Source organism: Vibrio sp. RC586, from assembly GCF_000176715.1.
GTDB lineage: Bacteria > Pseudomonadota > Gammaproteobacteria > Enterobacterales > Vibrionaceae > Vibrio.
On the sequence record NZ_ADBD01000004.1, the window covers coordinates 201,231 to 222,149 of the forward strand.

22 protein-coding genes, 1 tRNA gene and 1 pseudogene are annotated in these 20,919 nt (G+C 46.9%); 9 read left to right on the forward strand and 15 right to left on the reverse strand.

Features of this window, described 5'->3' with window-relative positions:
• Positions 1 to 291 carry a hypothetical protein gene (locus tag VOA_RS15655; RefSeq protein ID WP_000579751.1) on the forward strand — a complete coding sequence of 97 codons (291 nt, stop codon included), beginning with the start codon at positions 1 to 3 and terminating at the stop codon, positions 289 to 291.
• A gap of 103 nt (positions 292 to 394) precedes the next feature.
• On the opposite strand, the gene rpoS is transcribed toward VOA_RS15655, so the two are convergent.
• The 11 genes from rpoS to folB all read right to left on the reverse strand — a co-directional run bounded on the left by rpoS (position 395) and on the right by folB (position 8,125).
• Positions 395 to 1,405 (reverse strand): RNA polymerase sigma factor RpoS, encoded by a 1,011-nt coding sequence (gene rpoS, locus VOA_RS15650; RefSeq protein ID WP_000116732.1) that lies wholly within the window; start codon positions 1,403 to 1,405, stop codon positions 395 to 397.
• Between the two features lie 73 nt (positions 1,406 to 1,478).
• Positions 1,479 to 2,414, reverse strand: coding sequence for a murein hydrolase activator NlpD (gene nlpD / locus VOA_RS15645; protein ID WP_000172494.1), 936 nt, complete (start codon positions 2,412 to 2,414; stop codon positions 1,479 to 1,481).
• On the reverse strand, positions 2,414 to 3,040 hold the full coding sequence (locus VOA_RS15640) for a protein-L-isoaspartate(D-aspartate) O-methyltransferase (protein WP_000002987.1): 627 nt from the start codon (positions 3,038 to 3,040) through the stop codon (positions 2,414 to 2,416). Before VOA_RS15640 ends, nlpD begins: the two co-directional genes overlap by 1 nt.
• On the reverse strand, positions 3,033 to 3,785 hold the full coding sequence (surE, locus tag VOA_RS15635) for a 5'/3'-nucleotidase SurE (RefSeq protein WP_000698382.1): 753 nt from the start codon (positions 3,783 to 3,785) through the stop codon (positions 3,033 to 3,035). Before surE ends, VOA_RS15640 begins: the two co-directional genes overlap by 8 nt.
• Before the next feature lies 1 nt (position 3,786).
• Positions 3,787 to 4,872 carry a tRNA pseudouridine(13) synthase TruD gene (gene truD, locus VOA_RS0117215; RefSeq protein WP_000129770.1) on the reverse strand — a complete coding sequence of 362 codons (1,086 nt, stop codon included), beginning with the start codon at positions 4,870 to 4,872 and terminating at the stop codon, positions 3,787 to 3,789.
• Between the two features lie 29 nt (positions 4,873 to 4,901).
• On the reverse strand, positions 4,902 to 5,378 hold the full coding sequence (gene ispF / locus VOA_RS15630; RefSeq protein WP_000619206.1) for a 2-C-methyl-D-erythritol 2,4-cyclodiphosphate synthase: 477 nt from the start codon (positions 5,376 to 5,378) through the stop codon (positions 4,902 to 4,904).
• Positions 5,375 to 6,073, reverse strand: a complete 699-nt coding sequence (ispD, locus tag VOA_RS15625) for a 2-C-methyl-D-erythritol 4-phosphate cytidylyltransferase (protein WP_001038429.1) — start codon at positions 6,071 to 6,073, stop codon at positions 5,375 to 5,377. The genes ispF and ispD overlap by 4 nt, the downstream gene beginning before the upstream one ends.
• Positions 6,070 to 6,354: a cell division protein FtsB gene (gene ftsB / locus VOA_RS15620; protein ID WP_001262062.1), complete on the reverse strand. Its 285-nt coding sequence runs from the start codon at positions 6,352 to 6,354 to the stop codon at positions 6,070 to 6,072. Before ftsB ends, ispD begins: the two co-directional genes overlap by 4 nt.
• Positions 6,355 to 6,468: 114 nt before the next feature.
• A complete protein-coding gene (locus VOA_RS15615) occupies positions 6,469 to 7,272 on the reverse strand; it encodes an undecaprenyl-diphosphate phosphatase (protein ID WP_000119804.1) in 804 nt (267 codons plus the stop codon).
• A complete protein-coding gene (gene folK / locus VOA_RS15610; RefSeq protein WP_000627016.1) occupies positions 7,269 to 7,775 on the reverse strand; it encodes a 2-amino-4-hydroxy-6-hydroxymethyldihydropteridine diphosphokinase in 507 nt (168 codons plus the stop codon). Before folK ends, VOA_RS15615 begins: the two co-directional genes overlap by 4 nt.
• Positions 7,772 to 8,125, reverse strand: a complete 354-nt coding sequence (folB, locus tag VOA_RS15605) for a bifunctional dihydroneopterin aldolase/7,8-dihydroneopterin epimerase (protein ID WP_000361958.1) — start codon at positions 8,123 to 8,125, stop codon at positions 7,772 to 7,774. Before folB ends, folK begins: the two co-directional genes overlap by 4 nt.
• Before the next feature lie 188 nt (positions 8,126 to 8,313).
• Between folB and plsY the strand changes: the two genes are divergently transcribed.
• Positions 8,314 to 8,916: a glycerol-3-phosphate 1-O-acyltransferase PlsY gene (gene plsY, locus VOA_RS15600; RefSeq protein WP_000188014.1), complete on the forward strand. Its 603-nt coding sequence runs from the start codon at positions 8,314 to 8,316 to the stop codon at positions 8,914 to 8,916.
• Positions 8,917 to 8,989: 73 nt separating this feature from the next.
• Here the strand turns inward: plsY and VOA_RS15595 are convergent, their stop codons facing one another.
• A complete protein-coding gene (locus VOA_RS15595; RefSeq protein WP_001089723.1) occupies positions 8,990 to 9,802 on the reverse strand; it encodes an alpha/beta fold hydrolase in 813 nt (270 codons plus the stop codon).
• A gap of 154 nt (positions 9,803 to 9,956) precedes the next feature.
• Positions 9,957 to 10,976 (reverse strand): tRNA (adenosine(37)-N6)-threonylcarbamoyltransferase complex transferase subunit TsaD, encoded by a 1,020-nt coding sequence (gene tsaD / locus VOA_RS15590; protein ID WP_001220130.1) that lies wholly within the window; start codon positions 10,974 to 10,976, stop codon positions 9,957 to 9,959.
• A gap of 240 nt (positions 10,977 to 11,216) precedes the next feature.
• Between tsaD and rpsU the strand changes: the two genes are divergently transcribed.
• From rpsU to VOA_RS15565, 5 genes are all read left to right on the forward strand, one after another.
• Positions 11,217 to 11,432 carry a 30S ribosomal protein S21 gene (rpsU, locus tag VOA_RS15585; RefSeq protein WP_001145625.1) on the forward strand — a complete coding sequence of 72 codons (216 nt, stop codon included), beginning with the start codon at positions 11,217 to 11,219 and terminating at the stop codon, positions 11,430 to 11,432.
• Positions 11,433 to 11,461: 29 nt separating this feature from the next.
• A complete protein-coding gene (locus VOA_RS15580; RefSeq protein ID WP_001173865.1) occupies positions 11,462 to 11,905 on the forward strand; it encodes a GatB/YqeY domain-containing protein in 444 nt (147 codons plus the stop codon).
• Between the two features lie 90 nt (positions 11,906 to 11,995).
• Positions 11,996 to 13,759 (forward strand): DNA primase, encoded by a 1,764-nt coding sequence (gene dnaG / locus VOA_RS15575; RefSeq protein ID WP_000907218.1) that lies wholly within the window; start codon positions 11,996 to 11,998, stop codon positions 13,757 to 13,759.
• Between the two features lie 98 nt (positions 13,760 to 13,857).
• Complete coding sequence (gene rpoD / locus VOA_RS15570) at positions 13,858 to 15,741, forward strand: RNA polymerase sigma factor RpoD (RefSeq protein ID WP_000372614.1); 1,884 nt, start codon at positions 13,858 to 13,860, stop codon at positions 15,739 to 15,741.
• 144 nt (positions 15,742 to 15,885) lie between these two features.
• A tRNA-Ile gene (locus VOA_RS15565) sits at positions 15,886 to 15,961 on the forward strand.
• A 32-nt stretch (positions 15,962 to 15,993) separates the two neighbouring features.
• On the opposite strand, the gene VOA_RS18890 is transcribed toward VOA_RS15565, so the two are convergent.
• Positions 15,994 to 16,554 (reverse strand): prepilin-type N-terminal cleavage/methylation domain-containing protein, encoded by a 561-nt coding sequence (locus tag VOA_RS18890; protein WP_000902032.1) that lies wholly within the window; start codon positions 16,552 to 16,554, stop codon positions 15,994 to 15,996.
• A 540-nt stretch (positions 16,555 to 17,094) separates the two neighbouring features.
• On the opposite strand from VOA_RS18890, the pseudogene VOA_RS0117230 reads away from it, so the two are divergent.
• Positions 17,095 to 18,841 (forward strand): annotated as a pseudogene (locus VOA_RS0117230) (lysophospholipid acyltransferase family protein).
• Positions 18,842 to 19,096: 255 nt separating this feature from the next.
• Positions 19,097 to 20,176 (forward strand): TRAP transporter substrate-binding protein, encoded by a 1,080-nt coding sequence (locus VOA_RS15560; RefSeq protein ID WP_000029165.1) that lies wholly within the window; start codon positions 19,097 to 19,099, stop codon positions 20,174 to 20,176.
• 549 nt (positions 20,177 to 20,725) lie between these two features.
• On the opposite strand, the gene VOA_RS18960 is transcribed toward VOA_RS15560, so the two are convergent.
• A partial coding sequence (locus tag VOA_RS18960; protein WP_000363908.1) for an integrase core domain-containing protein occupies positions 20,726 to 20,919 on the reverse strand: 194 nt, incomplete at its 5' end.

The following is a 20,919-nucleotide window of genomic DNA, read 5'->3' on the forward strand; positions in this document are numbered from 1 at the left end:
ATGATCGGTTTAATGTGGTACTTAATGGGCATGCTCACAACGGGAGCTGCATGGGGGTATCTTTCGATTCGCCAGCGTTACCAACTCACCCTGTTTGCCAATCTTGGCCTACTGGCGGTTTTTATTATCCTTTGGGTTTGCATCGGTTGGTCATGGGCTTCTTTTGCTGAAGGAGAACCGCAGTCCGGTGCGATGGGGCTAGTCTGCTTTGGCTTGCCTGGCATCATCCTTTTTAACGTCATCTGGAAAAAAGTCATCAGTCCGATGCGTTTACTAGATACAGCTCAGTAAACCACCCATAAATATAAAAACTTAGCTTAGATAAATAGTTAGACACGAAAACATAAGCCCTAGCATCTGCTAGGGCTCTATCTAGTCTGAATCAAAAGAAAAGTTAGTTGATGTCGTATTCGACATTAAAAAGAGCTTCCATATTCAAACCTTGTTTGACCAAAATCTCACGCAGTCGACGTAAGCCTTCCACTTGAATTTGACGCACACGTTCGCGAGTTAGATTGATCTCACGACCGACTTCTTCGAGTGTTGATGGTTCATACCCCAACAACCCAAAACGACGAGCAAGAACCTCTTTCTGTTTTGGATTGAGCTCATCCATCCAACCCAGTAGTGATTCACGAATATCATCGTCTTGAGTCGAAAACTCAGGATCCGCATTGTGAGAATCAGGCAGGATATCCAAGAGCGCCTTATCACCATCGCCACCAATCGGTGTATCAACAGAGCTGATACGCTCGTTGAGCCGCAGCATTTTGGTCACATCATCAACGGGGCGATCCAACTCAAGTGCAATTTCTTCTGGCGTAGGTTCGTGGTCAAGACGTTGTGACAATTCACGCGCAGTGCGCAGATAAATGTTCAGCTCTTTGACAACATGTATCGGTAGACGGATGGTGCGCGTTTGATTCATCAGCGCACGTTCAATGGTTTGACGGATCCACCATGTCGCGTAAGTTGAAAAACGGAAACCGCGTTCTGGGTCGAATTTTTCAACCGCACGAATTAAACCTAGGTTACCTTCTTCAATCAGATCGAGCAGTGCTAATCCACGGTTACTGTAACGACGTGAAATTTTAACGACTAAACGCAAGTTACTTTCAATCATGCGTTTACGCGCCGCTTCATCGCCACGTAAAGCACGACGAGCATAAAGTACTTCTTCTTCGGCAGTCAGTAGAGGTGAAAAACCAATCTCGCTGAGATACATCTGGGTCGCATCGAGACTTTTGGCAGAAGCATCAAACTCTTCACGAACCTCATCACTTGCCCCTTCGGCAGTCACTAATTCTTCATCATTGGTAAGCTCGTCATCCGCTTCTAGCACTTCCAGTGCTTCATCTTCAAAATCGAACTCTTCTACTTTGGTTACGGTATTGCTGACACTCATAGCGGCCTCCCCCTGGCAACTTTGCGAGTCATTGCGAGATACAACCTTTGCAGTATGACATTAGCAATATGAGTTAAGGTAAGTAGCGTTTAGGATTCACTGACTTCCCTTGATAACGGATCTCAAAGTGCAAGCGTACACTATTGGTTCCAGAGCTTCCCATGGTGGCGATTTTCTGGCCTGCTTGCACTGTTTGTCCTTCCTTTGCTAGCAGCTGATCATTGTGGGCATAGGCACTTAGATAGTGCTCATTATGTTTTATGATTATTAGGTTGCCATAACCACGTAATGCATTGCCCGAATACACTACGGTTCCTTCTGCAGTAGCAACGACAGCCTGACCACGTTGACCAGCGATGTCTATCCCTTTGTTGCCTTGATCACCCGTAGAAAAATTCTTTATGACTCTACCCTTTGTCGGCCATAGCCACTTCGCTATCTTCTCATTCGAAGGTTTAGCATTTGCTACATTAACATTAACATTTTGTTTACCGACAGGTTCAACATACTCCTTTGTTTTTGTTTGATCAACCGCCTTGACTAGATCTTTTTTAGTCAGATTTTGACTATTGTTTGAGCCTTTTTGTGCATTTTTGGTATTAGAGCTTTTACTCACAGGCTGCGTAGCACTGGTTGCCGCTGCCGTTTTGCCAACCGCAGAACCAAGGCTTGAAACCGCCGCCACCGTAGTGACACCGCCAGTACCACCATAAGCGGGAGGTGTATAGTTGGGGATCCATAACTTCAGTTTTTGCCCAGGATGAATGGTATAAGGGGCGGAAAGATCGTTGTAACGGATAAGATCGTTTACATCTTTATCTGTGAGGTAGGCAATAAAATAGAGCGTGTCACCTTTTTTAACTTCATAGTAACTTCCGCGATAACTACCACGCTCAATCGCATTGTAATCTTTACCCAATCCGGAAACTGGCGCAGGGGATTGTGCAGCACAGCCAAATAATAGGCTGCTGAGCAGCAAGAGTACCAGACGGAAAGAGTGAAGAGTCATCAGGCGAGATCTCCTGAGACTAAAGGCACGAAACGGACTGCTTCAATTTGCTCAGAAATAAATTGATCGCCTTGACGTACAATTCTGTAGAGATGCTGCTCATCTTCTCCCACTGGAATTACCATGCGGCCACCTTCTGCGAGCTGCTCCAATAAGCCTTGTGGCACTGTAGCCGCAGCAGCAGTGACCAAAATTGCATCAAAGGGAGCTCGTGCTGACCAACCTTGCCAACCATCACCATGCTTGGTTGAAACATTGTAGATATCGAGCTGTTTCAAGCGTCGTTTGGCATCCCATTGCAGGGTCTTAATCCGCTCGACCGTAAAAACATGGTTTACCAATTTAGCGAGAACCGCAGTTTGATACCCAGACCCCGTACCAATTTCCAACACTTTGGTTTCAGGGGTCAAAGCCAGCAACTCTGTCATCTTCGCCACAATGTAGGGCTGTGAAATGGTTTGCCCTTGACCAATAGGTAGCGCATTGTTGTCATAAGCTTGATGCATCATGGCGGGTGCCACGAAAAACTCGCGTGGCAGTGCATGGATTGCCGTCAACACGGGTTGAGAGGTAATCCCTTGCTCTGTTAAAAATTGAATCAGTCTGTTGGCTTTTGGGTTAGCCATTCACCTTTTCCTTTAACCAATGATCCATGCTGCGCAGCGACTCATGTGCCGTCAGGTCGACCTGCAGTGGCGTTAGTGACACCCAGCCACGTTCAATCGCATGAAAATCCGTTCCCGGACCGGCATCTTGCTCTTTGCCTGGAGGACCTAGCCAATAAATATCATGCCCACGCGGATCTTTCTGCTTTATCATGCTTTCTGCGTGATGCCGCGCACCTAAGCGAGTGACTTCAATACCTTGAATTTGTTCTAAAGGCCGATCAGGAATATTCACATTAAGCAAGCGATTGGTCGGAATAGGGTTCGCGAGATGTTGTTCAACCAGTTGACGCACGAAGTGTGCCGCCGTAGCAAAATGCGTCGACCCCGTAAGGGAGAATGCGATCGACTGCACGCCTAGAAAATGCCCTTCCATTGCCGCAGCAACCGTACCTGAATAGAGCACATCATCGCCCAAATTGGCACCGTGATTGATCCCACTCAGCACCAAATCAGGTAAATCATCTTTCATCAGTTCGTTCAGTGCAAAATGCACACAATCGGTCGGGGTACCTTGCACGGAATAGGTATTTTCGGCAATTTGCGATACTCGTAATGGATGCTCTAAGGTCAGTGAATTCGAGGCACCACTGCGGTTACGATCCGGCGCGACAATCACAATCTCGGCTAAATCACGCAACACATCCGCCAAAGCATGAATGCCTTGTGCGTAAACGCCATCATCGTTACTGAGTAGAATCTTCATCTTAATCTTCGCTCTCTGAATCGCGGCTCTCTTGTTCATGGCCTTGATCGTAATGACGTACCACCGGGATCTCTTCGATCAATTCACGCACTAAGGAAGTGGCAAAGCTACCCGCATCCAATGCAAAACGCAGGGTGATTTGATCCTCTTGCACTTGCCAGCTTAAGTTTTGTGCTTTGAGGGCTATGGCACGGCGATCATGGCGCATGCGATTTCCACGGATCAAGGCCATTAAATCTGGCTCCGCATCGAGTTCAGCTTGTTCAAGTTGCAAGGCTTGAGCGGTAGTCGGCAGTGCATTATCGCCCGCCAAAGCCGCTGAAATCGCCGCATCTCCAGCTTGCAAACGCTGATCCCAAAGTGCTAAATCATCTGCCACGCTGAACATTTGTTGCTCGGCTAAAGCAATATCACCTTCGATAAAGCGAGCAAAACAGCCTTGCTCAATCCGCTTAGAGACAATCTGATTGAAAATCCATGAACGAGCGGCTGAAAGATACAAACTGCGTTGATTCTGATTGCGCGAACGGACATTATCACGCCCCCAACGGCGAGCCTCACTGAGGTTATTGCCATGACGTCCAAAACGCTGGCTACCAAAGTAATTGGGTACGCCCAGTTCAGCGACCGTTTCTAAACGGCTTAATACGGCTGGAACATCGCTGACTTCCGATAAAGTGACAATAAATTCATTGCCTTGCAAATCGCCCGGACGCAGTTTTTTGTCGTGGCGAGTCACCTCTAGAATTTCAATGCTAGGGTATTGTGCCAGAAACGCAGAGAAATCTGGCGTTTCGCCATTCGGCAGATGCACACTCAACCACTGCTCGGTAACAGCATGCCTGTCTTTTAAACCCGCCCAGCTCACCGCGCGTGAAGGTACGCCACAGGCTTTGGCTAATTCATTGGCCACAAAGCTGGTGTTCTCCCCTGTTTTAAGAATACGCACCATCAAGTGCTCGCCATATCCCGTTAAGGAATAGCCCAACACTTCATTGACTTGAAAGTGTTCTGGCAGCGCTTTGAGTTTGGCCTTCGCAGTCGGTTTACCGCACAAATAAGCCAGAGGAGAGAGAATATCAGTCATCTTAATTCCAAAATTTTTTATAGGCTGAGTTAAGCTTTGCGCAAAAGTACAACCGCTTCACAGGCAATACCTTCTTTGCGTCCGGTAAAACCCAATTTTTCTGTCGTGGTCGCTTTGACATTGATGTTGCCCAGATCAGATTCCAGATCTTCGGCAATCGCCGCGCACATGGCCTGAATATAAGGAGCCATTTTCGGCGCTTGGGCAATGATCGTGACATCGGCATTACCGAGTACATAGCCTTGCGCTTTCACTCGACGATACACATCTTTGAGGAGCTCGCGGCTGTCTGCCCCTTTCCATTTATCATCGGTGTCAGGGAAATGGCGGCCAATGTCTCCCGCGGCAATCGCGCCGAGCAAGGCATCACTTAACGCGTGCAGTGCCACATCGCCATCAGAATGGGCAATCAATCCTTGCTCATAAGGGATCTTCACTCCACCAATAATGATGGGACCTTCGCCGCCAAAACGGTGTACATCAAAGCCGTGGCCAATTCTGATCATGATTTTTCCTTATTACGACTTAAATAGAACTCGGCCAACGCGAGATCTTCAGGTTGAGTGATTTTAAGGTTATCGGCACGCCCCGTCACTAAGGCCGGCTTTTCGCCACGCCATTCAAAAGCGGAGGCTTCATCGGTAATCGACACCTTATTTTGTAGCGCTCCAATCAAAGCACTGTGCAGCGGCTCGGCACGAAACATTTGTGGCGTAAGGGCGTGCCACAAGGCTATGCGATCAACGGTATGATCAATCTGCTGTGTATTGTCGCCTCGCTTCATGGTATCGCGCACTGGGGCGGCAAGAATCGCCCCGACTGGGTGCTCTAAAGCCGTGGCGATCAATTGAGAAATATCAGCGTGAGTCACACAAGGGCGCGCGGCATCGTGCACCAATACCCACTCACTAAGCGCATGTTGGCAAACATAGTTAAGTGCGGATAAAACGGAATCAGCACGCTCTTTCCCCCCCGAAACCCGGGTTACACGCGGATTCTGCGCGAGTGACAAGGTGGAAAAGTAAGGATCATCGACACTAATGGCGACCACCACTTGCTCGATTTGCGGGTGTCCTAAAAGATGTTCAATGGTATGTTCGAGAACCGTTTTACCGAGCAAGGTTAAATACTGCTTGGGTCGGTCGGCTTTCATTCGACTCCCCACACCTGCGGCTGGCACAATCGCAATCATCTTGTTCATTGACGAGATTCCTCACCAATGATTCGGTAAAAGGTCTCACCATCTTTGACCATACCGAGTTCATTGCGGGCGCGTTCTTCAATGGCATCTAGCCCTTGGCGTAGATCATCAATTTCAGCAAACATCTCTTGATTGCGCAGATGTAAGTTGGCATTCACTTGCTGCTGCACCTCAATTTCTGACTGCACAGCCCGAAAATCCATCACACCGTTTTTTCCCCACATCAGGGTATAAAGCAGCCAGACCAACAGTAGGCTTAGGGCCAAAGCAAATACTCGCATCACCAATCCATCTTTCTTTCAAAACCAACGCCACAAGATCGTGGCGTTGGTCATTTGTTCGAATACCGCCTATTTATACCATAAAGCCCAGAAAATGAGCTCGCAGGCTAGTGATTATTGAGTTAATAAAAACGCAAACAAGCCAGCACCGAGCAATAAACGGTAGATCACAAATGGGGTCATTCCCATGCGAGAAATCAGCTTCAGGAAGAAATGAATACAAATATAAGCACTAATAAATGAAGTAATAATGCCGGTGAGCAAAAAGCCAGCATGGATAGGTTCACCACTGGTGACTAACTTCAAGCCAAGATAACTGCCCGCCAACACAATAATTGGGATCGACATCAAGAATGAAAAACGCGCCGCTGCTTCACGAGTAAAACCGAGATAGAGCGCTGCGGTAATGGTTGCACCGGAGCGCGATGTACCTGGAATGATCGCCACCGCTTGCGCTAAACCAATAAACAGTGCTTTTTTCCAATCCGCTTGGTACTCATCCGCTTTAAGTTCTGAGTTTTTATCGGCGTACCACAGCAGTAGACCAAATATGATGGTGGTAGTTGCGATAACCCAAGCACTGCGCAAGTACAACTCAACAATGTCTTTCATCAGGAAACCAAATACACAAGCGGGAATGGTGGCTAAGATGATCAACCACGCCAATTTGGCTTCTTTACTGCGATCACCTTTAAAAATTGAGGCAAAAAAAGCGCTCAGCAACGCGATCACTTCTTTACGGAAATAGATAACCACTGCTGCTAAAGTGCCGACATGCACCGCCACATCAAAGGCTAACCCTTGATCTGCCCAACCTAAAATTGCCGAAGGCAAGATAAGGTGAGCGGAACTCGAAATCGGTAAAAACTCAGTAAAACCTTGAATTAAAGCCAGAATGAATGACTCAAAATAACTCATGATTGTTTCTTCTCTTCAATAGAAAACCAAATAGGTACTGGAGTGAGTGTTGCTAAATCCTGCGCTTGCTGCCAAATCTGCTCAACAGTTCGGCCATCGCCAGCAATCACTCGCAGCGGACAGAGCTCGTATAAAGGTTGGATCACAAACGGATAACGGTAAATATCAGGGCGGGGCAAAACAGGCTCTATTTCCGACACACAGTCACCGAATAACACAATATCAAGATCCAGTGTTCGATCCTGATACTTTTGCGCATTAGGCGAACGACCATATCTGAATTCAATCGCTTTCAACTGCGCTATTAACCCAGGCAAAGATAAGGTTGTCTCTATCTCCACCATCAAATTAAAAAAAGGATGGCTAGCAAACCCCACCGACGGACACTCATAAATGGTGGAGATGCGTGAAGTGCTCGCGAGCTGAGTCAGTGCTCGCACTCCCGCTTCAATCGACTGATGACGATCTTGATTTGATCCCACTCCAATATAAGCCGTGATCATCCACGCGCTCGCTCGATGATCACACCCACCCCTTTGGCTTGCGGCACTGCACCCGGCTTGGTCAAACGGATGCGGATCCAAGGCACAGCAAAACGAGTCATGATCAGCTCTGCAACTTCTTCAGCCACACGTTCTACCAGCAGAAAACGACCTTGTTCAATATGCTCAATCACCGCTTGGCTGACTTGGGCATAGTCCAAAGCATCGGTCACATCATCACTTTTTCCCGCAGGACGGTTGTCATGCGCCATTTCCAGATCCAGCACCAGTTTTTGCTTAATCTGCTGTTCCCAGTCGTAAACACCGATCGTGGTGATCACTTCCAACTGTTCAATAAAGACTTTATCCATGCTCAATCGCTTCCTGTTCACAGGTCGGATACCCAAACCAATGAAAAAATCGTACTATCCACTCAATCGCGATATGATATACCCAAACCTGTTCAAGATGCTAAATCCTAAAAGATTTTTTCTTATTCAGCAGGGAATACAAATACTTATTCGAGATAACTTTTCGAAACACGCACTTTGAGGCTGTTATGACTCCACTGGCGCTCAGCATGATCATTTTTGCCTATCTACTGGGGTCAATCTCCAGCGCGGTGCTGATCTGCCGAATATTGCGCCTGCCGGATCCGCGCGATGTGGGCTCACAAAACCCCGGAGCGACCAACGTGCTGCGTATCGGTGGCAAAAAAGCCGCAGTCGCCGTTTTATTGTGTGACATGCTCAAAGGCACCATCCCAGTCTGGGGCGGCTACTTCCTCAATATTGAACCTTTTATGTTGGGATTGGTGGCAATCGCCGCTTGTCTTGGGCATATGTACCCGATTTTTTTCCATTTCAAAGGGGGAAAAGGGGTTGCCACGGCTTTAGGGGCAATCGCACCGATTGGACTCGATTTAACTGGGATGGTAATGGCCACTTGGCTTGTCGTGGTCGTACTGTTTCGCTACTCGTCGCTTGCAGCCTTAGTGACTGTGTTGCTAGCGCCGCTCTACACTTGGCTTATCAAACCGCAATATACGCTTCCAGTTGCGATGCTGTGCTGCTTGATCGTGCTGCGCCACCACCAAAACGTAAAACGTCTGTTTGCAGGGACGGAGCCAAAAGTGGGCGAGAAAAAAAGCCATCAATCCTAACACTGATTTCCAATGTGTAAAAAAGAAAGCCGCTTAAGCGTAAAGACTCAGCGGCTTTTCAAAAATGGATTAATTAATACACCGTTGCGAAGAATGTGCTCAGATGATGCGTGACTTGATCTGCTTGCTCAAGGCTGCTGATATGCCCAGCCCCCTCAATGACTTCGAGTCGGCTACCACTAATCGCATCCTGCATCAGATAGGATTCTAAAACTGGGCGAGGAGTATCTTCACTACCCACCATGATCAACACTGGCAGCGTTAAGTTTTCAATCTCATCCATCAAATCGCGACGTCCAAAAATCATGCGCCCTAAACGCGCCACTTCAACTGCGCGCTCACCGGATAACTTTTGAAGTGCAGAACGGAACTGAGTAACCACAGGCAACTCATTTTTCAGGGTGTCTGATGCAAAAAACATCGGCACAACAGCATCAACAATCGGTGCTGGCACAGCTTGAAGCTGAGCAATCGCATCAAGCATCGAAAAATATTTTTTATGCGTGACTTCCGGTTCAAGCCCCACAAAGGTGTCCATCATCACCAGTGATTTAACGCGCTCTGGCGCTAACACAGCTAATTCTGCGCCCCACATGCCACCGACAGACAGACCAACGATTGAGAATTGCTCAATCTGTAAATGATCCATCAGCGCAAGAATATGCTGCGCATAATCTTTGAGGTTACTCATCGCAGCAGGGGCGGCATCTGAATCACCATGCGCCCAAAAATCCGGCACAATACAACGATAATGTTGGCTCAACTCCGCAATTTGCGGAGCCCACATTTGGTGATCCCACAGATAACTGTGCCCAAACACCAGCACTTCTCCTTCCCCGACATCAAGGTAAGCCATTTTTTGGCCATCAATAAACCACGAATTCATTTTAGTTATACTTGCATCATTAAAAATAGAAACTGACTCTAACACGAAGTGCGGCTTAGACAAGTCGGAACAGAAAGCAAGCTTTCGCTAATCCATTATTTTGTTTAGAAAAAACGGCCGCTAGCGCGACCGTTTCAATACCATTTCGTAGTGCTTATTTCTGAATTGGCGTTAACTGATCAATTGGCCAACGTGGGCGAGCTTGCAAGCCAAGTTCACACACATCACCATTTTTCAAACGCTGCATACCGGCATAAGCGATCATTGCACCATTATCGGTACAAAACTCAGTGCGCGGATAATACACTTCACCGCCGATTTTCTTCGCCAGTTTTTCTAAATCCGCACGTAGCTGTTTATTGGCACTCACACCACCTGCAATCACCACGCGTTTTAAACCGGTTTCTTCCAATGCACGTCGACACTTAATGACCAAAGTGTCACACACCGCTTCTTGGAAAGCGTAAGCAATATCCGCACGCGTTTGTTCATCATCACCATTAGCGGCAATCGTGTTCGCAGTAAAGGTTTTCAAACCAGAGAAACTCATATCAAGCCCAGGTCTATCCGTCATTGGACGTGGGAACTTAAACCGTCCCGCAGTTCCTTTTTCCGCCAATTTCGCCAGTAACGGTCCGCCAGGGTAATCGAGCCCCATCAGCTTGGCTGTTTTATCAAAGGCTTCACCGGCTGCATCATCAATCGACTCACCCAAAATACGGTATTCACCAATATTTTTTACTTCCACCAGCATGGTGTGGCCACCTGAAACCAGCAAAGCCACGAACGGAAATGGCGGTGGATTATCTTCCAACATCGGAGCCAGCAGATGGCCTTCCATATGGTGAACCGACACCGCAGGCACATTCCATGCGTAAGCCAAACTACGTCCGATGGTGGCTCCAACCAACAGAGCGCCCACTAAACCAGGACCTGCGGTGAAAGCCACGCCATCTAAATCTTGTGGCGCCACATTCGCCTCGTCCATCGCCGCTTTGATCAGCGGAATGGTTTTTTTAACATGGTCACGCGATGCCAACTCCGGCACGACACCACCGTAATCGGCGTGAAGTTTTACCTGACTGTAGAGCTTATGAGACAGCAGTCCTTTTTCGTCATCGTAAATCGCGACACCCGTTTCATCACAAGAGGTTTCAATACCAATAATGCGCATAGTTTTCTCAGCACGCTGCCATTAAAAATCAAATATGGCGTAATGTTACCTCGCCTTGGCGCGACAAACAAACCTTGTCCAGAATGTAAGCGACAAAGTGCTTTACAAAGGAAGGACGATCGGATTAAAATTCCGCACCATTTTGATCTGGCTGATTATCGACTTGGCGCACAAGAGTTCTTGCTGCTCGGGTCACCAAAATATCAGCATTAACGAATTAACCCCTGAGGTGAAAGGCATATGCCAGTAGTTAAAGTACGTGAAAACGAACCGTTCGACGTAGCTCTGCGTCGTTTCAAACGCTCTTGCGAAAAAGCAGGTATCCTTTCTGAAGTGCGTCGTCGTGAGCACTACGAAAAGCCAACTACCGTTCGCAAACGCGCTAAAGCAGCAGCTCAAAAGCGTCACGCTAAGAAGCTGGCTCGCGAAAACGCACGTCGCGTTCGTCTGTACTAATAACAATTTCCTAAACTAAGGAATTTGTTATGGCTCTGATTGATAGTCTCAAAGAAGAGCAAAAACTAGCGATGAAAGCCAAGGATAAACAACGCCTTGGCACTATCCGTTTAGCGTTGGCCGCAATTAAACAACGTGAAGTCGATGAACAGATCACTCTGAGCGATGACGACATTGTTGGCGTGCTGACCAAAATGGTCAAACAACGTCGCGACTCTGTAAGCCAATACGAAGCAGCCAATCGTCAAGATTTGGCTGATGCGGAAAAGATAGAAATCACCGTGCTTGAGGAATTTATGCCTCAACCTTTGACGGATGAAGAAGTGAGTGCACTAATTGACAGTGCGATAACTGACTCTTCCGCCACTGGTATGCAAGACATGGGCAAAGTGATGGCTGTACTGAAACCGCACATTCAAGGGCGTGCAGACATGGGTAAAGTAAGCGGTTTAGTCCGCGCTAAACTGGCTTAATCCCAACCCAATTACAGCAAGCCGTGCAATCCTTTGGAACGCACGGCTTGTTTGTATTTGACCCTCTCGTTTTCGGTGCACGCAAGATTTATGGCAGGACACATCCCACGCAGTTTTATTGATGGTCTCCTCGCTCGACTCGATATTGTCGACGTCATTGACGCACGCGTAAAACTGAAGAAAAAGGGCAAAAACTACGGTGCTTGCTGCCCTTTCCATAACGAAAAAACCCCTTCATTCAGTGTCAGTCAGGAAAAACAGTTCTATCACTGCTTCGGCTGTGGTGCGCATGGTAATGCCATCGACTTTGTCATGGAATTCGAGCGAATGGAGTTTCCTGAAGCCATTGAAGAACTTGCCTCGACAGTAGGGCTGGAAGTGGAGCGTGAAGAACGCACACCTTCAAGCCCGTTTGCCAAGAACACCCCAACGGTAAAAAGTGAAGAGAAACGCAGCCTGTATGACCTTATGGGCAGCATCGCACAGTTCTATCGACAACAACTGAAAATAACGGCCAATAAACACGCAATCGACTATTTGAAAAACCGTGGTTTGTCAGGCGAAATCGTCCAAAAATTTGGTATCGGTTACGTGGCCGATGAATGGGATCTTGTACGGCGCAACTTTGGTCAACAGCGTAGCAGCGAAGATATGCTAGTGACCGCCGGCGTGTTGATTGAGAGCGATAATGGCCGCCGTTATGACCGTTTTCGTGGCCGAGTGATGTTCCCGATCCGCGATCGTCGTGGCCGAGTGATCGGCTTTGGCGGACGGATTACCGAGCAAGGCACGCCAAAATACCTGAACTCACCAGAAACACCGATTTTCCATAAAGGCAAAGAGCTGTATGGCCTTTATGAGGTCCTGCAGGCATACCGTGAGCCACCACAAATCCTAGTGGTGGAAGGTTATATGGATGTCGTGGCACTGGCTCAATATGGGGTGGATTATTCCGTTGCTTCTCTTGGTACCTCAACCACGGGTGATCACTTACAACTGCTGTTTCGCCAAACCAACCAAGTGGTGTGTTGCTACGATGGTGACCGTGCTGGCCGTGATGCCGCATGGCGTGCACTCGAAAATGCACTAAGCTATCTCAAAAGTGGAAATATCTTAAAGTTTTTGTTTTTGCCGGATGGTGAAGACCCTGACAGCTACGTACGTAAATACGGTAAAGCCGATTTTGAACAGCAGCTTGCTAACGCAACGCCGCTTTCACAATACTTGTTTGATAACCTTATTGAACTTCACCAGCTCAACTTGGGATCCCATGAAGGAAAATCGGCATTACGCGCATTAGCAACACCACTTATCGACAAGATACCGGATCCTTTTTTACAAGAGATCCTAGAAAAGTTGCTCGATGAACGGACGGGATTTGATCACCAGTTGCGCCGTAAAAAAGCGCGTAATTCAGAAAATCGACCCGCACCACATAAAGCAATAAAACGCACGCCGATGCGTGATGTTATTGCACTCTTGGTACAAAATCCAAGCTATGCTGAATTGGTACCCGACCTCGCTAGTGTTCGTCATTTAATGATCCCGGGGTTAGATACCTTCAGTGAAGTACTTGAGAAATGTCGTCAATATCCCCATATCACTACGGGTCAATTGCTCGAACATTGGCGAAACTCAAAAAATGAGGCACTTCTGTCTCGTCTAGCAAGCTGGGAGATCCCCCTTGTTGAAGACAATCAAGAAGAATTATTTTTAGACTCATTGGACAAAATTCTTGCCCAGTGCGTAGAAAAACAAATTGAAAATTTGCAGGCTAAAGCGCGAAGTGTCGGTTTATCAACCGAAGAAAGAAGGGAGCTCCAAGATTTGATTCTAAAAGGCTTGAAAGCGTAACCCTGTTGAGATAGTCAGCAAAGAATAAATTTGTTAGTATACGTGGTTTGCATTGCGCATACTTATTCCTTCACCAGATACGAAGTTGGATACCGTCTATGGATCAAAATCCGCAGTCACAGCTTAAACAACTTGTCCTACGTGGCAAGGAACAGGGCTATCTGACCTACGCCGAAGTAAATGACCACTTGCCTGCTGAAATCGTTGATTCAGAGCAGGTGGAAGATATTATTCAGATGATCAATGACATGGGTATCAAGGTAGTTGAAACTGCTCCTGATGCCGATGATCTTGCCCTCAGCGATGATACTACCATCACTGACGAAGATGCGGCTGAAGCAGCCGCCGCGGCACTTTCTAGCGTAGAGAGTGAGATTGGCCGCACCACCGACCCAGTACGTATGTACATGCGTGAAATGGGGACGGTTGAGCTTTTGACACGTGAAGGTGAAATCGATATCGCCAAGCGCATTGAAGATGGTATCAACCAAGTTCAAAGTGCGATTGCTGAGTATCCTGGAACCATCCCTTATATTCTTGAACAGTTTGATCGTGTTCAGGCTGAAGAATTACGCCTAACGGATCTGATTGCTGGTTTCGTTGATCCTAACGACATGGAGACCGAAGCACCTACGGCAACTCACATCGGTTCCGAACTGACTGAAGCCGATCTTGCCGATGAAGATGACGAGATCGCCGCTGAGGAAGACGAAGACGAGGATGAAGACGGAGAAGGCAACAGCGAAAGCAGCGATTCTGAAGAAGAAGTTGGTATCGATCCTGAGCTTGCTCGTGAAAAATTCAATGAACTGCGCGGTAAATTCCAAAATCTGCAGCTAGCGGTCAACGAATTTGGTCGTGACAGTAATCAAGCTTCTGAAGCTTCAGGCTTGGTACTGGATATCTTCCGCGAATTCCGCCTAACACCAAAGCAATTCGACCATTTGGTTGAAACGCTACGCACCTCAATGGATCGCGTTCGTACCCAAGAGCGCTTGGTGATGAAAGCGGTAGTTGAAGTCGCGAAAATGCCAAAGAAATCGTTTATTGCTCTGTTTACAGGTAATGAATCAAACGAAGAGTGGCTGGATAAAGTGCTTGCTTCTGATAAACCTTATGTACAAAAAGTACGTGAGCAAGAAGAAGATATTCGTCGCTCAATCCAAAAGCTACAGATGATCGAACAAGAGACTTCACTGTCTGTTGAACGTATTAAAGACATCAGCCGTCGCATGTCAATCGGTGAAGCAAAAGCTCGTCGTGCGAAGAAAGAGATGGTAGAAGCAAACTTGCGTTTGGTTATTTCGATTGCTAAGAAATACACCAACCGCGGTCTGCAATTCTTGGATTTGATCCAAGAAGGTAACATCGGCCTGATGAAAGCTGTAGACAAGTTTGAATACCGCCGTGGTTATAAGTTCTCAACTTATGCAACTTGGTGGATACGTCAAGCGATCACCCGTTCGATTGCAGACCAAGCACGTACAATTCGTATTCCAGTACACATGATCGAAACGATTAACAAACTGAATCGAATTTCGCGTCAAATGCTGCAAGAGATGGGTCGTGAGCCGCTGCCAGAAGAATTGGCAGAACGTATGCAAATGCCTGAAGACAAGATCCGTAAAGTGCTAAAAATTGCGAAAGAACCCATCTCCATGGAAACACCTATCGGTGATGATGAAGATTCGCATTTGGGTGATTTTATCGAGGATACCACTCTTGAACTGCCACTGGATTCTGCGACAGCAACCAGCCTTAAAGCTGCAACCCGCGATGTATTAGCAGGCCTGACACCTCGTGAAGCGAAAGTGCTGCGTATGCGTTTCGGCATCGATATGAATACCGACCATACTCTGGAAGAAGTAGGCAAGCAGTTTGATGTAACCCGTGAGCGTATCCGTCAGATTGAAGCTAAAGCGCTGCGTAAGCTGCGTCATCCAAGCCGTTCAGAAGTTCTGCGCAGCTTCTTGGATGAATAATTCAAGTTGGTTATGAACTGAAAAAGGTGAGCTCAAGCTCACCTTTTCTTTTTTATATAAGCTAAGTGAATAAATTGTAAGCACTATTGAACCTGCTTTGGCTAGACACACCTAACCCCTTCCCCTATAATCTGACACCTACTTGGCCCCTTAGCTCAGTGGTTAGAGCAGGCGACTCATAATCGCTTGGTCCCCAGTTCGAACCTGGGAGGGGCCACCACTTTATCTCTAGCCAGCTTCAATTCAATTTGTCTAAGGTATCGCACCTTCTATCACTTGGACATCACCCTCACGGCCACTTAAGTTGTACATCACCCAAGACCCGTTATAAACCGCCTGATCAAAGTAGTAGACACATACTCGATTAACTGGGCTTCCATAATCAATCGCTTTAGTCAGCATACCATCGGGCACACCATTGATAGCTGCAGTTAGTAAGCTGCTGCAATGAACGTACTCAAATCCTCGACCAACACCATCATTTAATTCATCACCTGCACAGCGCCACGTACCTGAAACGCCCCATCCTGCATACCCTACATCAATTTGACCGCCACCCACATTGCACTGACCATTCGTATCTCCATCGGCCAAATAGGCACTGTGCGCTAAATCCAAGCTAGTTTTTAAGGAGGCAGCAACAGATTGAATCGTCACCCTATAAGCATCTTGCGACATATTAAGAAAGCGTGGAAGAGCAATAATAGCCAATATAGCAAGTATCACAATGACACTGACTAGCTCAATCAAAGTAAAGCCATTGTGCAATCCGTGGGAGCAAGACTGATGAAATCGGTACCGGTATCCAAGCATAGTGAATCCTTTCTATCGCAATCTAAATTAAGTATTTAGCGGTTTAGAGGATTAAGCAAAAAGGAATGCACAGAAATTGTGTGATTAACTAGGCCGGCTGATTTTACAGATCGATATACCCAAATTCAGATAGATGGTAAGTGAGTAACGTCCAATGAACATAGACATATTATGCATTAGATGAGCGCGCACGACCTCAGCGAGTAAGCGGTTACTTTTATTTCGGTGGGAAGCGAATGGTTACGCCGAGAAAAGCAACGGGAGCATAAGCTCCCGTCTATTCCAGATCAGCAAATCAAAGGTGTAATATCGTTTTCATTGGTTGCGTTTTACCCGCCTAAATAAACTAGCACTAAAACTCTTTGCACATCACACTTTTTGTACAAATTGTGAGCAAAAGGACTTATTTCTGAAAATACCTCATCTATTTCAGCTCATTTTCACTTATCTCACTAGCGCAATAAAAATCTCATCGAACTGTCGCCATTTTGCAATCTGCTCACACTAGCCTCTTGATGACTCATCAAATAAGAGGTTGCTATGCTTTCTAATTCGCCATTCGTTTTACCACGAAAAACTCCATTTGGTTTAGGTGAGCACTTAGCAGAATGGGCTACTGGATTGAAGCGTCTCAATCAATTCTACACACAACGCCCAGCCGGCGGTGATACTCGCGAATTTCTACGCTTTACTCTCGATGTCCTCGGGATTGATTATCAAATGGTACGCGGTCAGCTAACCAATGTTCCATCGCAGGGTGCGACTATCGTCGTCGCTAATCATCCTCTCGGGTGTGTGGAAGGGGTTATCTTGTCCGAATTACTGCTTTCCGTTCGTTCTGATGTGAAAGTTCTAGCCAATCAATATTTAAAACTGGTTCCCGAGCTCGCTTCTTTGTTTATTGGGGTGGATGTGTTTGAAGGTACTGAGGCCACAAAAGCCAATCTGTATGCTCTACGCCAAGCTCATAAGCATTTGGAACAAGGTGGATTGCTACTCATGTTTCCAGCCGGTGAGGTCTCCCAATTGGTCGATAGTAAGCAGGGTCGCTTAGAAGATAAAGAATGGACGCCTAGTCAAAAAACACCAAGCACACACCGTTCCTGTTTATATTGATGGCCATAACTCTACCCCATTCTATCTCGCGGGAAAAATTCATCCGATGCTGCGCACCTTGCTGCTAGGCCGTGAATTGTTGAATATAAAGCAGACTGAAATAGGTATTACGATCGGTGAAACGATTGTTCACAGTGAAATACAGCATCTGTGTGATCAGCAGTTGGTTAACTATCTGCGCCTCAATACTTACCTTTTACAGTCCTCTCCCATGCGCAATAAAACAGCCCAGGATCAATCCTTGCTTCCCGTGGCAGAGCGTCTACCACTCGATGACCTACTGGAAGATATTGCTCAGCTTCCTTATGGCGACCATATGCTGCGTCATAACCAATTTGATGTGTACTGCACAACGGCTGAGAATATTCCATCATTGATGCATGAAATTGGCCGCGTTCGTGAGCTGAATTTTCGTGCTGTAGGAGAAGGTACTGGATGCGCGCTCGATATTGACCCATTTGATCGCGATTATTTGCACCTGTTCATTTGGGATCGCGAGCAAAACCAACTGGTTGGTGCTTACCGTTTAGGTCTGGTCGATCAACTTCTACAAAATAAAGGAGCTCACGGTCTCTACTCCAGCACTCTCTTTCAATACGATCAGCGCTTTCTCTCAAAAATGGGCAATGCGATTGAAATGGGTCGCTCAGTCATTGATAGTAAATACCAAAAAAGTATGGCGGCACTACTCCTACTCTGGAAAGGTATTGGTACTTATATCGAGCGCCACCCTCAATACACCCGCCTATTTGGGCCAGTCAGTATCAGCAATGATTATAGTGAACAAGCAAGGCACCTACTCGCAGACACCATGACTTTACACTATTACGACCGTGAGCAAGCTGAACTGGTGATGGCCACCAACCCATTGCCTACAGGGCAGGCACAATGGAATGCCAGCCTTTTGACTTCACTTGCTGACTTGCAACTCCTCTCACGAGTGATTGCTCGGATTGATGAGGGAAAGGGAATTCCAGTATTACTACGCCAGTACTTAGGATTAAATGGAAAGTTGGTGAGCTTTAATGTGGACCCTGCATTCAATAACGCGTTAGATGGCTTGATCGTTGTGGATCTTCGCAACGTACCAACGAAAACGTTGGCGCGTTACATGGGACAAGCAGAAGCTCAGCGCTATCTTGCAACTCACCAATATTTCAGCGATATCTAATACCGTTACGCCAAGGAGCTTCACCTTGGCGTGACCCATCAAACACTTCTTGAATCAAAATAAAATTCTAGTCTTCCCTAATTCCATCTCAAGGTTCTGGCGTTCTACCGATAAACACCACTCATCATGCTTGTTTTATGTTCAATCTTGGTGTTTCGTACTCTATTTCATCGCCAATTCACAACATGGGATTATTGACTCTTTTTTCAGCAGCTTAGACTCTACAACTTCAATAACGATAACAACGAGGAAGTTATGTCAATCACAACCTATTTCACCCAAAGCCGCGTCGCACTAACTCTCATCCTAAGCGCAGTTTTAGGTACGGCACAAGCTAATGAGCAGCCCGTTTATAAACTCACTCTTGCCGAAACGTGGGGAGCCAATACCCCGATCCTCGGTGATGCTCCGAAAAACATGGCAAAACTGGCAGAAGAAATGTCCAATGGACGTATTCAAATCCGTATCGATTCTGCCAACAAACACAAGGCACCATTAGGTGTGTTTGATATGGTGAAATCCGGTCAATACGATCTTGGGCACTCCAGCTCTTATTACTGGAAAGGCAAGGTACCCAATACCCTCTTCTTCTCTTCAATGCCATTTGGGATGATTGCCACTGAGCAATACGCTTGGTTCTACTATGGTGGTGGCATGCAGTTAATGGAGAAGGTGTATGCGCCACACAATCTACTCTCCTTCCCCGGTGGAAACTCGGATATTCAAATGGGCGGATGGTTTAAAAAAGAGATCAACAGCGTTGAAGACCTACAGGGACTGAAAATGCGTATCCCTGGATTTGCAGGTGAAGTGTTGGCAAAAGTGGGAGCTAAGCCCACCAACATCGCGCCGGGAGAGCTGTACACATCACTGGAGCGTGGCACCATCGACGCACTGGAATGGGTTGGCCCAGCCTTTGATCTGCGAATGGGTTTTCATAAAATCGCCCCTTATTACTACACCGCATGGCATGAGCCTGGCTCAGAAACCCAATTTTTGGTCAACAAAAAGAAATGGGATACGCTACCAAAAGATATTCAAGTGATCTTAGAAACCGCTTTCCGCGTCGCCGCTTTCGATATGTACAACCAAGCGATCGATGCGAATGCAACGAGCTGGGCAGCGATGAAAAGTGAGTACCCAGACATCAAAGTTCGTGACTTTCCACCCGCAGTACTTGCCGCGCTACGCCAAGCCAACAACGAACTTCTGCAAGAGCAGGCAGCAAGCGATCCACTCGCTAAAGAGATCATCGACTCTCAACAAGCTTACTTAAGCAAAGTGCGTGATTGGACTCGTATCTCGACACAAGCGTACTTAAATACCAATCCTTAGTCTCAATCAGTTAAATAGAAAAAGGCTGCCTCATTGGCAGCCTTTGTGGCGAAACAATAAAGATGGTAACTTTTCACAGGCAGACTGGCATAAATCAATAAAAAACAGACTCAAACCGAAAAATTAAAATGGTAACTATTGTGCAACACCTACCTAATATCATCCAAAGACCAACTAATAAATTTGGTAACTTTTGCCCTGAATGACTAGGAGGACTAGCGGGGGCATTTGAATCGGATAAGTAGTGGCCGTTACCGACCACCACTCTCCTAAGAACCGGGCATGCGAGTTTCCCAGCACACGGCTCAAGCCTTTCTAAGGCCGGAATCGGGTTCCGCCGAAGAACCCCAAAAAGTGACGATTCTGAGATGAATCGCCCCGCTTTTCTTAGACACTGTTCTGATTAGAATGGACTGCCCACGGTTGATTAGACACCTCCAGGCTATTCTTTGAGCACAGGAGGAACCAGGATGAGCAACAAAAGATACATGCCAGAATTCAAGGACGAAGTCGTCAAGCAAGTTCTTGAACAAGGGCATTCTGTAGTGGTCAACTAAATCCGGACACCTGTTTAGACCGATTCTCGGCTTCCGCAGGCGGCACCCCATCATTATGTTGATGGGGCCGTTGCCAGTTGTAGTAATCCATCAGGTATGCGGCGATGTCCCGTTTGGCTTCACGAGCGCTCATATACCCAGTTGATGGGATCCATTCTGTTTTTAAGCTCCGGAACAACCTCTCCA

Coding starts and splice junctions, on each gene's coding strand:
- ispD (WP_001038429.1), bottom strand. CDS start 6,073: ATGAACAAGATGATTGCGATTGTGCCAGCCGCAGGTGTGGGGAGTCGA.
- VOA_RS15615 (WP_000119804.1), bottom strand. CDS start 7,272: ATGAGTTATTTTGAGTCATTCATTCTGGCTTTAATTCAAGGTTTTACT.
- VOA_RS15595 (WP_001089723.1), bottom strand. CDS start 9,802: ATGAATTCGTGGTTTATTGATGGCCAAAAAATGGCTTACCTTGATGTC.
- folK (WP_000627016.1), bottom strand. CDS start 7,775: ATGATCACGGCTTATATTGGAGTGGGATCAAATCAAGATCGTCATCAG.
- nlpD (WP_000172494.1), bottom strand. CDS start 2,414: ATGACTCTTCACTCTTTCCGTCTGGTACTCTTGCTGCTCAGCAGCCTA.
- ftsB (WP_001262062.1), bottom strand. CDS start 6,354: ATGCGAGTATTTGCTTTGGCCCTAAGCCTACTGTTGGTCTGGCTGCTT.
- VOA_RS15580 (WP_001173865.1), top strand. CDS start 11,462: ATGGCTCTGATTGATAGTCTCAAAGAAGAGCAAAAACTAGCGATGAAA.
- rpoD (WP_000372614.1), top strand. CDS start 13,858: ATGGATCAAAATCCGCAGTCACAGCTTAAACAACTTGTCCTACGTGGC.
- VOA_RS15560 (WP_000029165.1), top strand. CDS start 19,097: ATGTCAATCACAACCTATTTCACCCAAAGCCGCGTCGCACTAACTCTC.
- ispF (WP_000619206.1), bottom strand. CDS start 5,378: ATGATCAGAATTGGCCACGGCTTTGATGTACACCGTTTTGGCGGCGAA.
- tsaD (WP_001220130.1), bottom strand. CDS start 10,976: ATGCGCATTATTGGTATTGAAACCTCTTGTGATGAAACGGGTGTCGCG.
- VOA_RS15655 (WP_000579751.1), top strand. CDS start 1: ATGATCGGTTTAATGTGGTACTTAATGGGCATGCTCACAACGGGAGCT.
- dnaG (WP_000907218.1), top strand. CDS start 11,996: ATGGCAGGACACATCCCACGCAGTTTTATTGATGGTCTCCTCGCTCGA.
- folB (WP_000361958.1), bottom strand. CDS start 8,125: ATGGATAAAGTCTTTATTGAACAGTTGGAAGTGATCACCACGATCGGT.
- surE (WP_000698382.1), bottom strand. CDS start 3,785: ATGAAGATTCTACTCAGTAACGATGATGGCGTTTACGCACAAGGCATT.
- rpoS (WP_000116732.1), bottom strand. CDS start 1,405: ATGAGTGTCAGCAATACCGTAACCAAAGTAGAAGAGTTCGATTTTGAA.
- VOA_RS18890 (WP_000902032.1), bottom strand. CDS start 16,554: ATGCTTGGATACCGGTACCGATTTCATCAGTCTTGCTCCCACGGATTG.
- VOA_RS15640 (WP_000002987.1), bottom strand. CDS start 3,040: ATGGCTAACCCAAAAGCCAACAGACTGATTCAATTTTTAACAGAGCAA.
- plsY (WP_000188014.1), top strand. CDS start 8,314: ATGACTCCACTGGCGCTCAGCATGATCATTTTTGCCTATCTACTGGGG.
- truD (WP_000129770.1), bottom strand. CDS start 4,872: ATGACTGATATTCTCTCTCCTCTGGCTTATTTGTGCGGTAAACCGACT.
- rpsU (WP_001145625.1), top strand. CDS start 11,217: ATGCCAGTAGTTAAAGTACGTGAAAACGAACCGTTCGACGTAGCTCTG.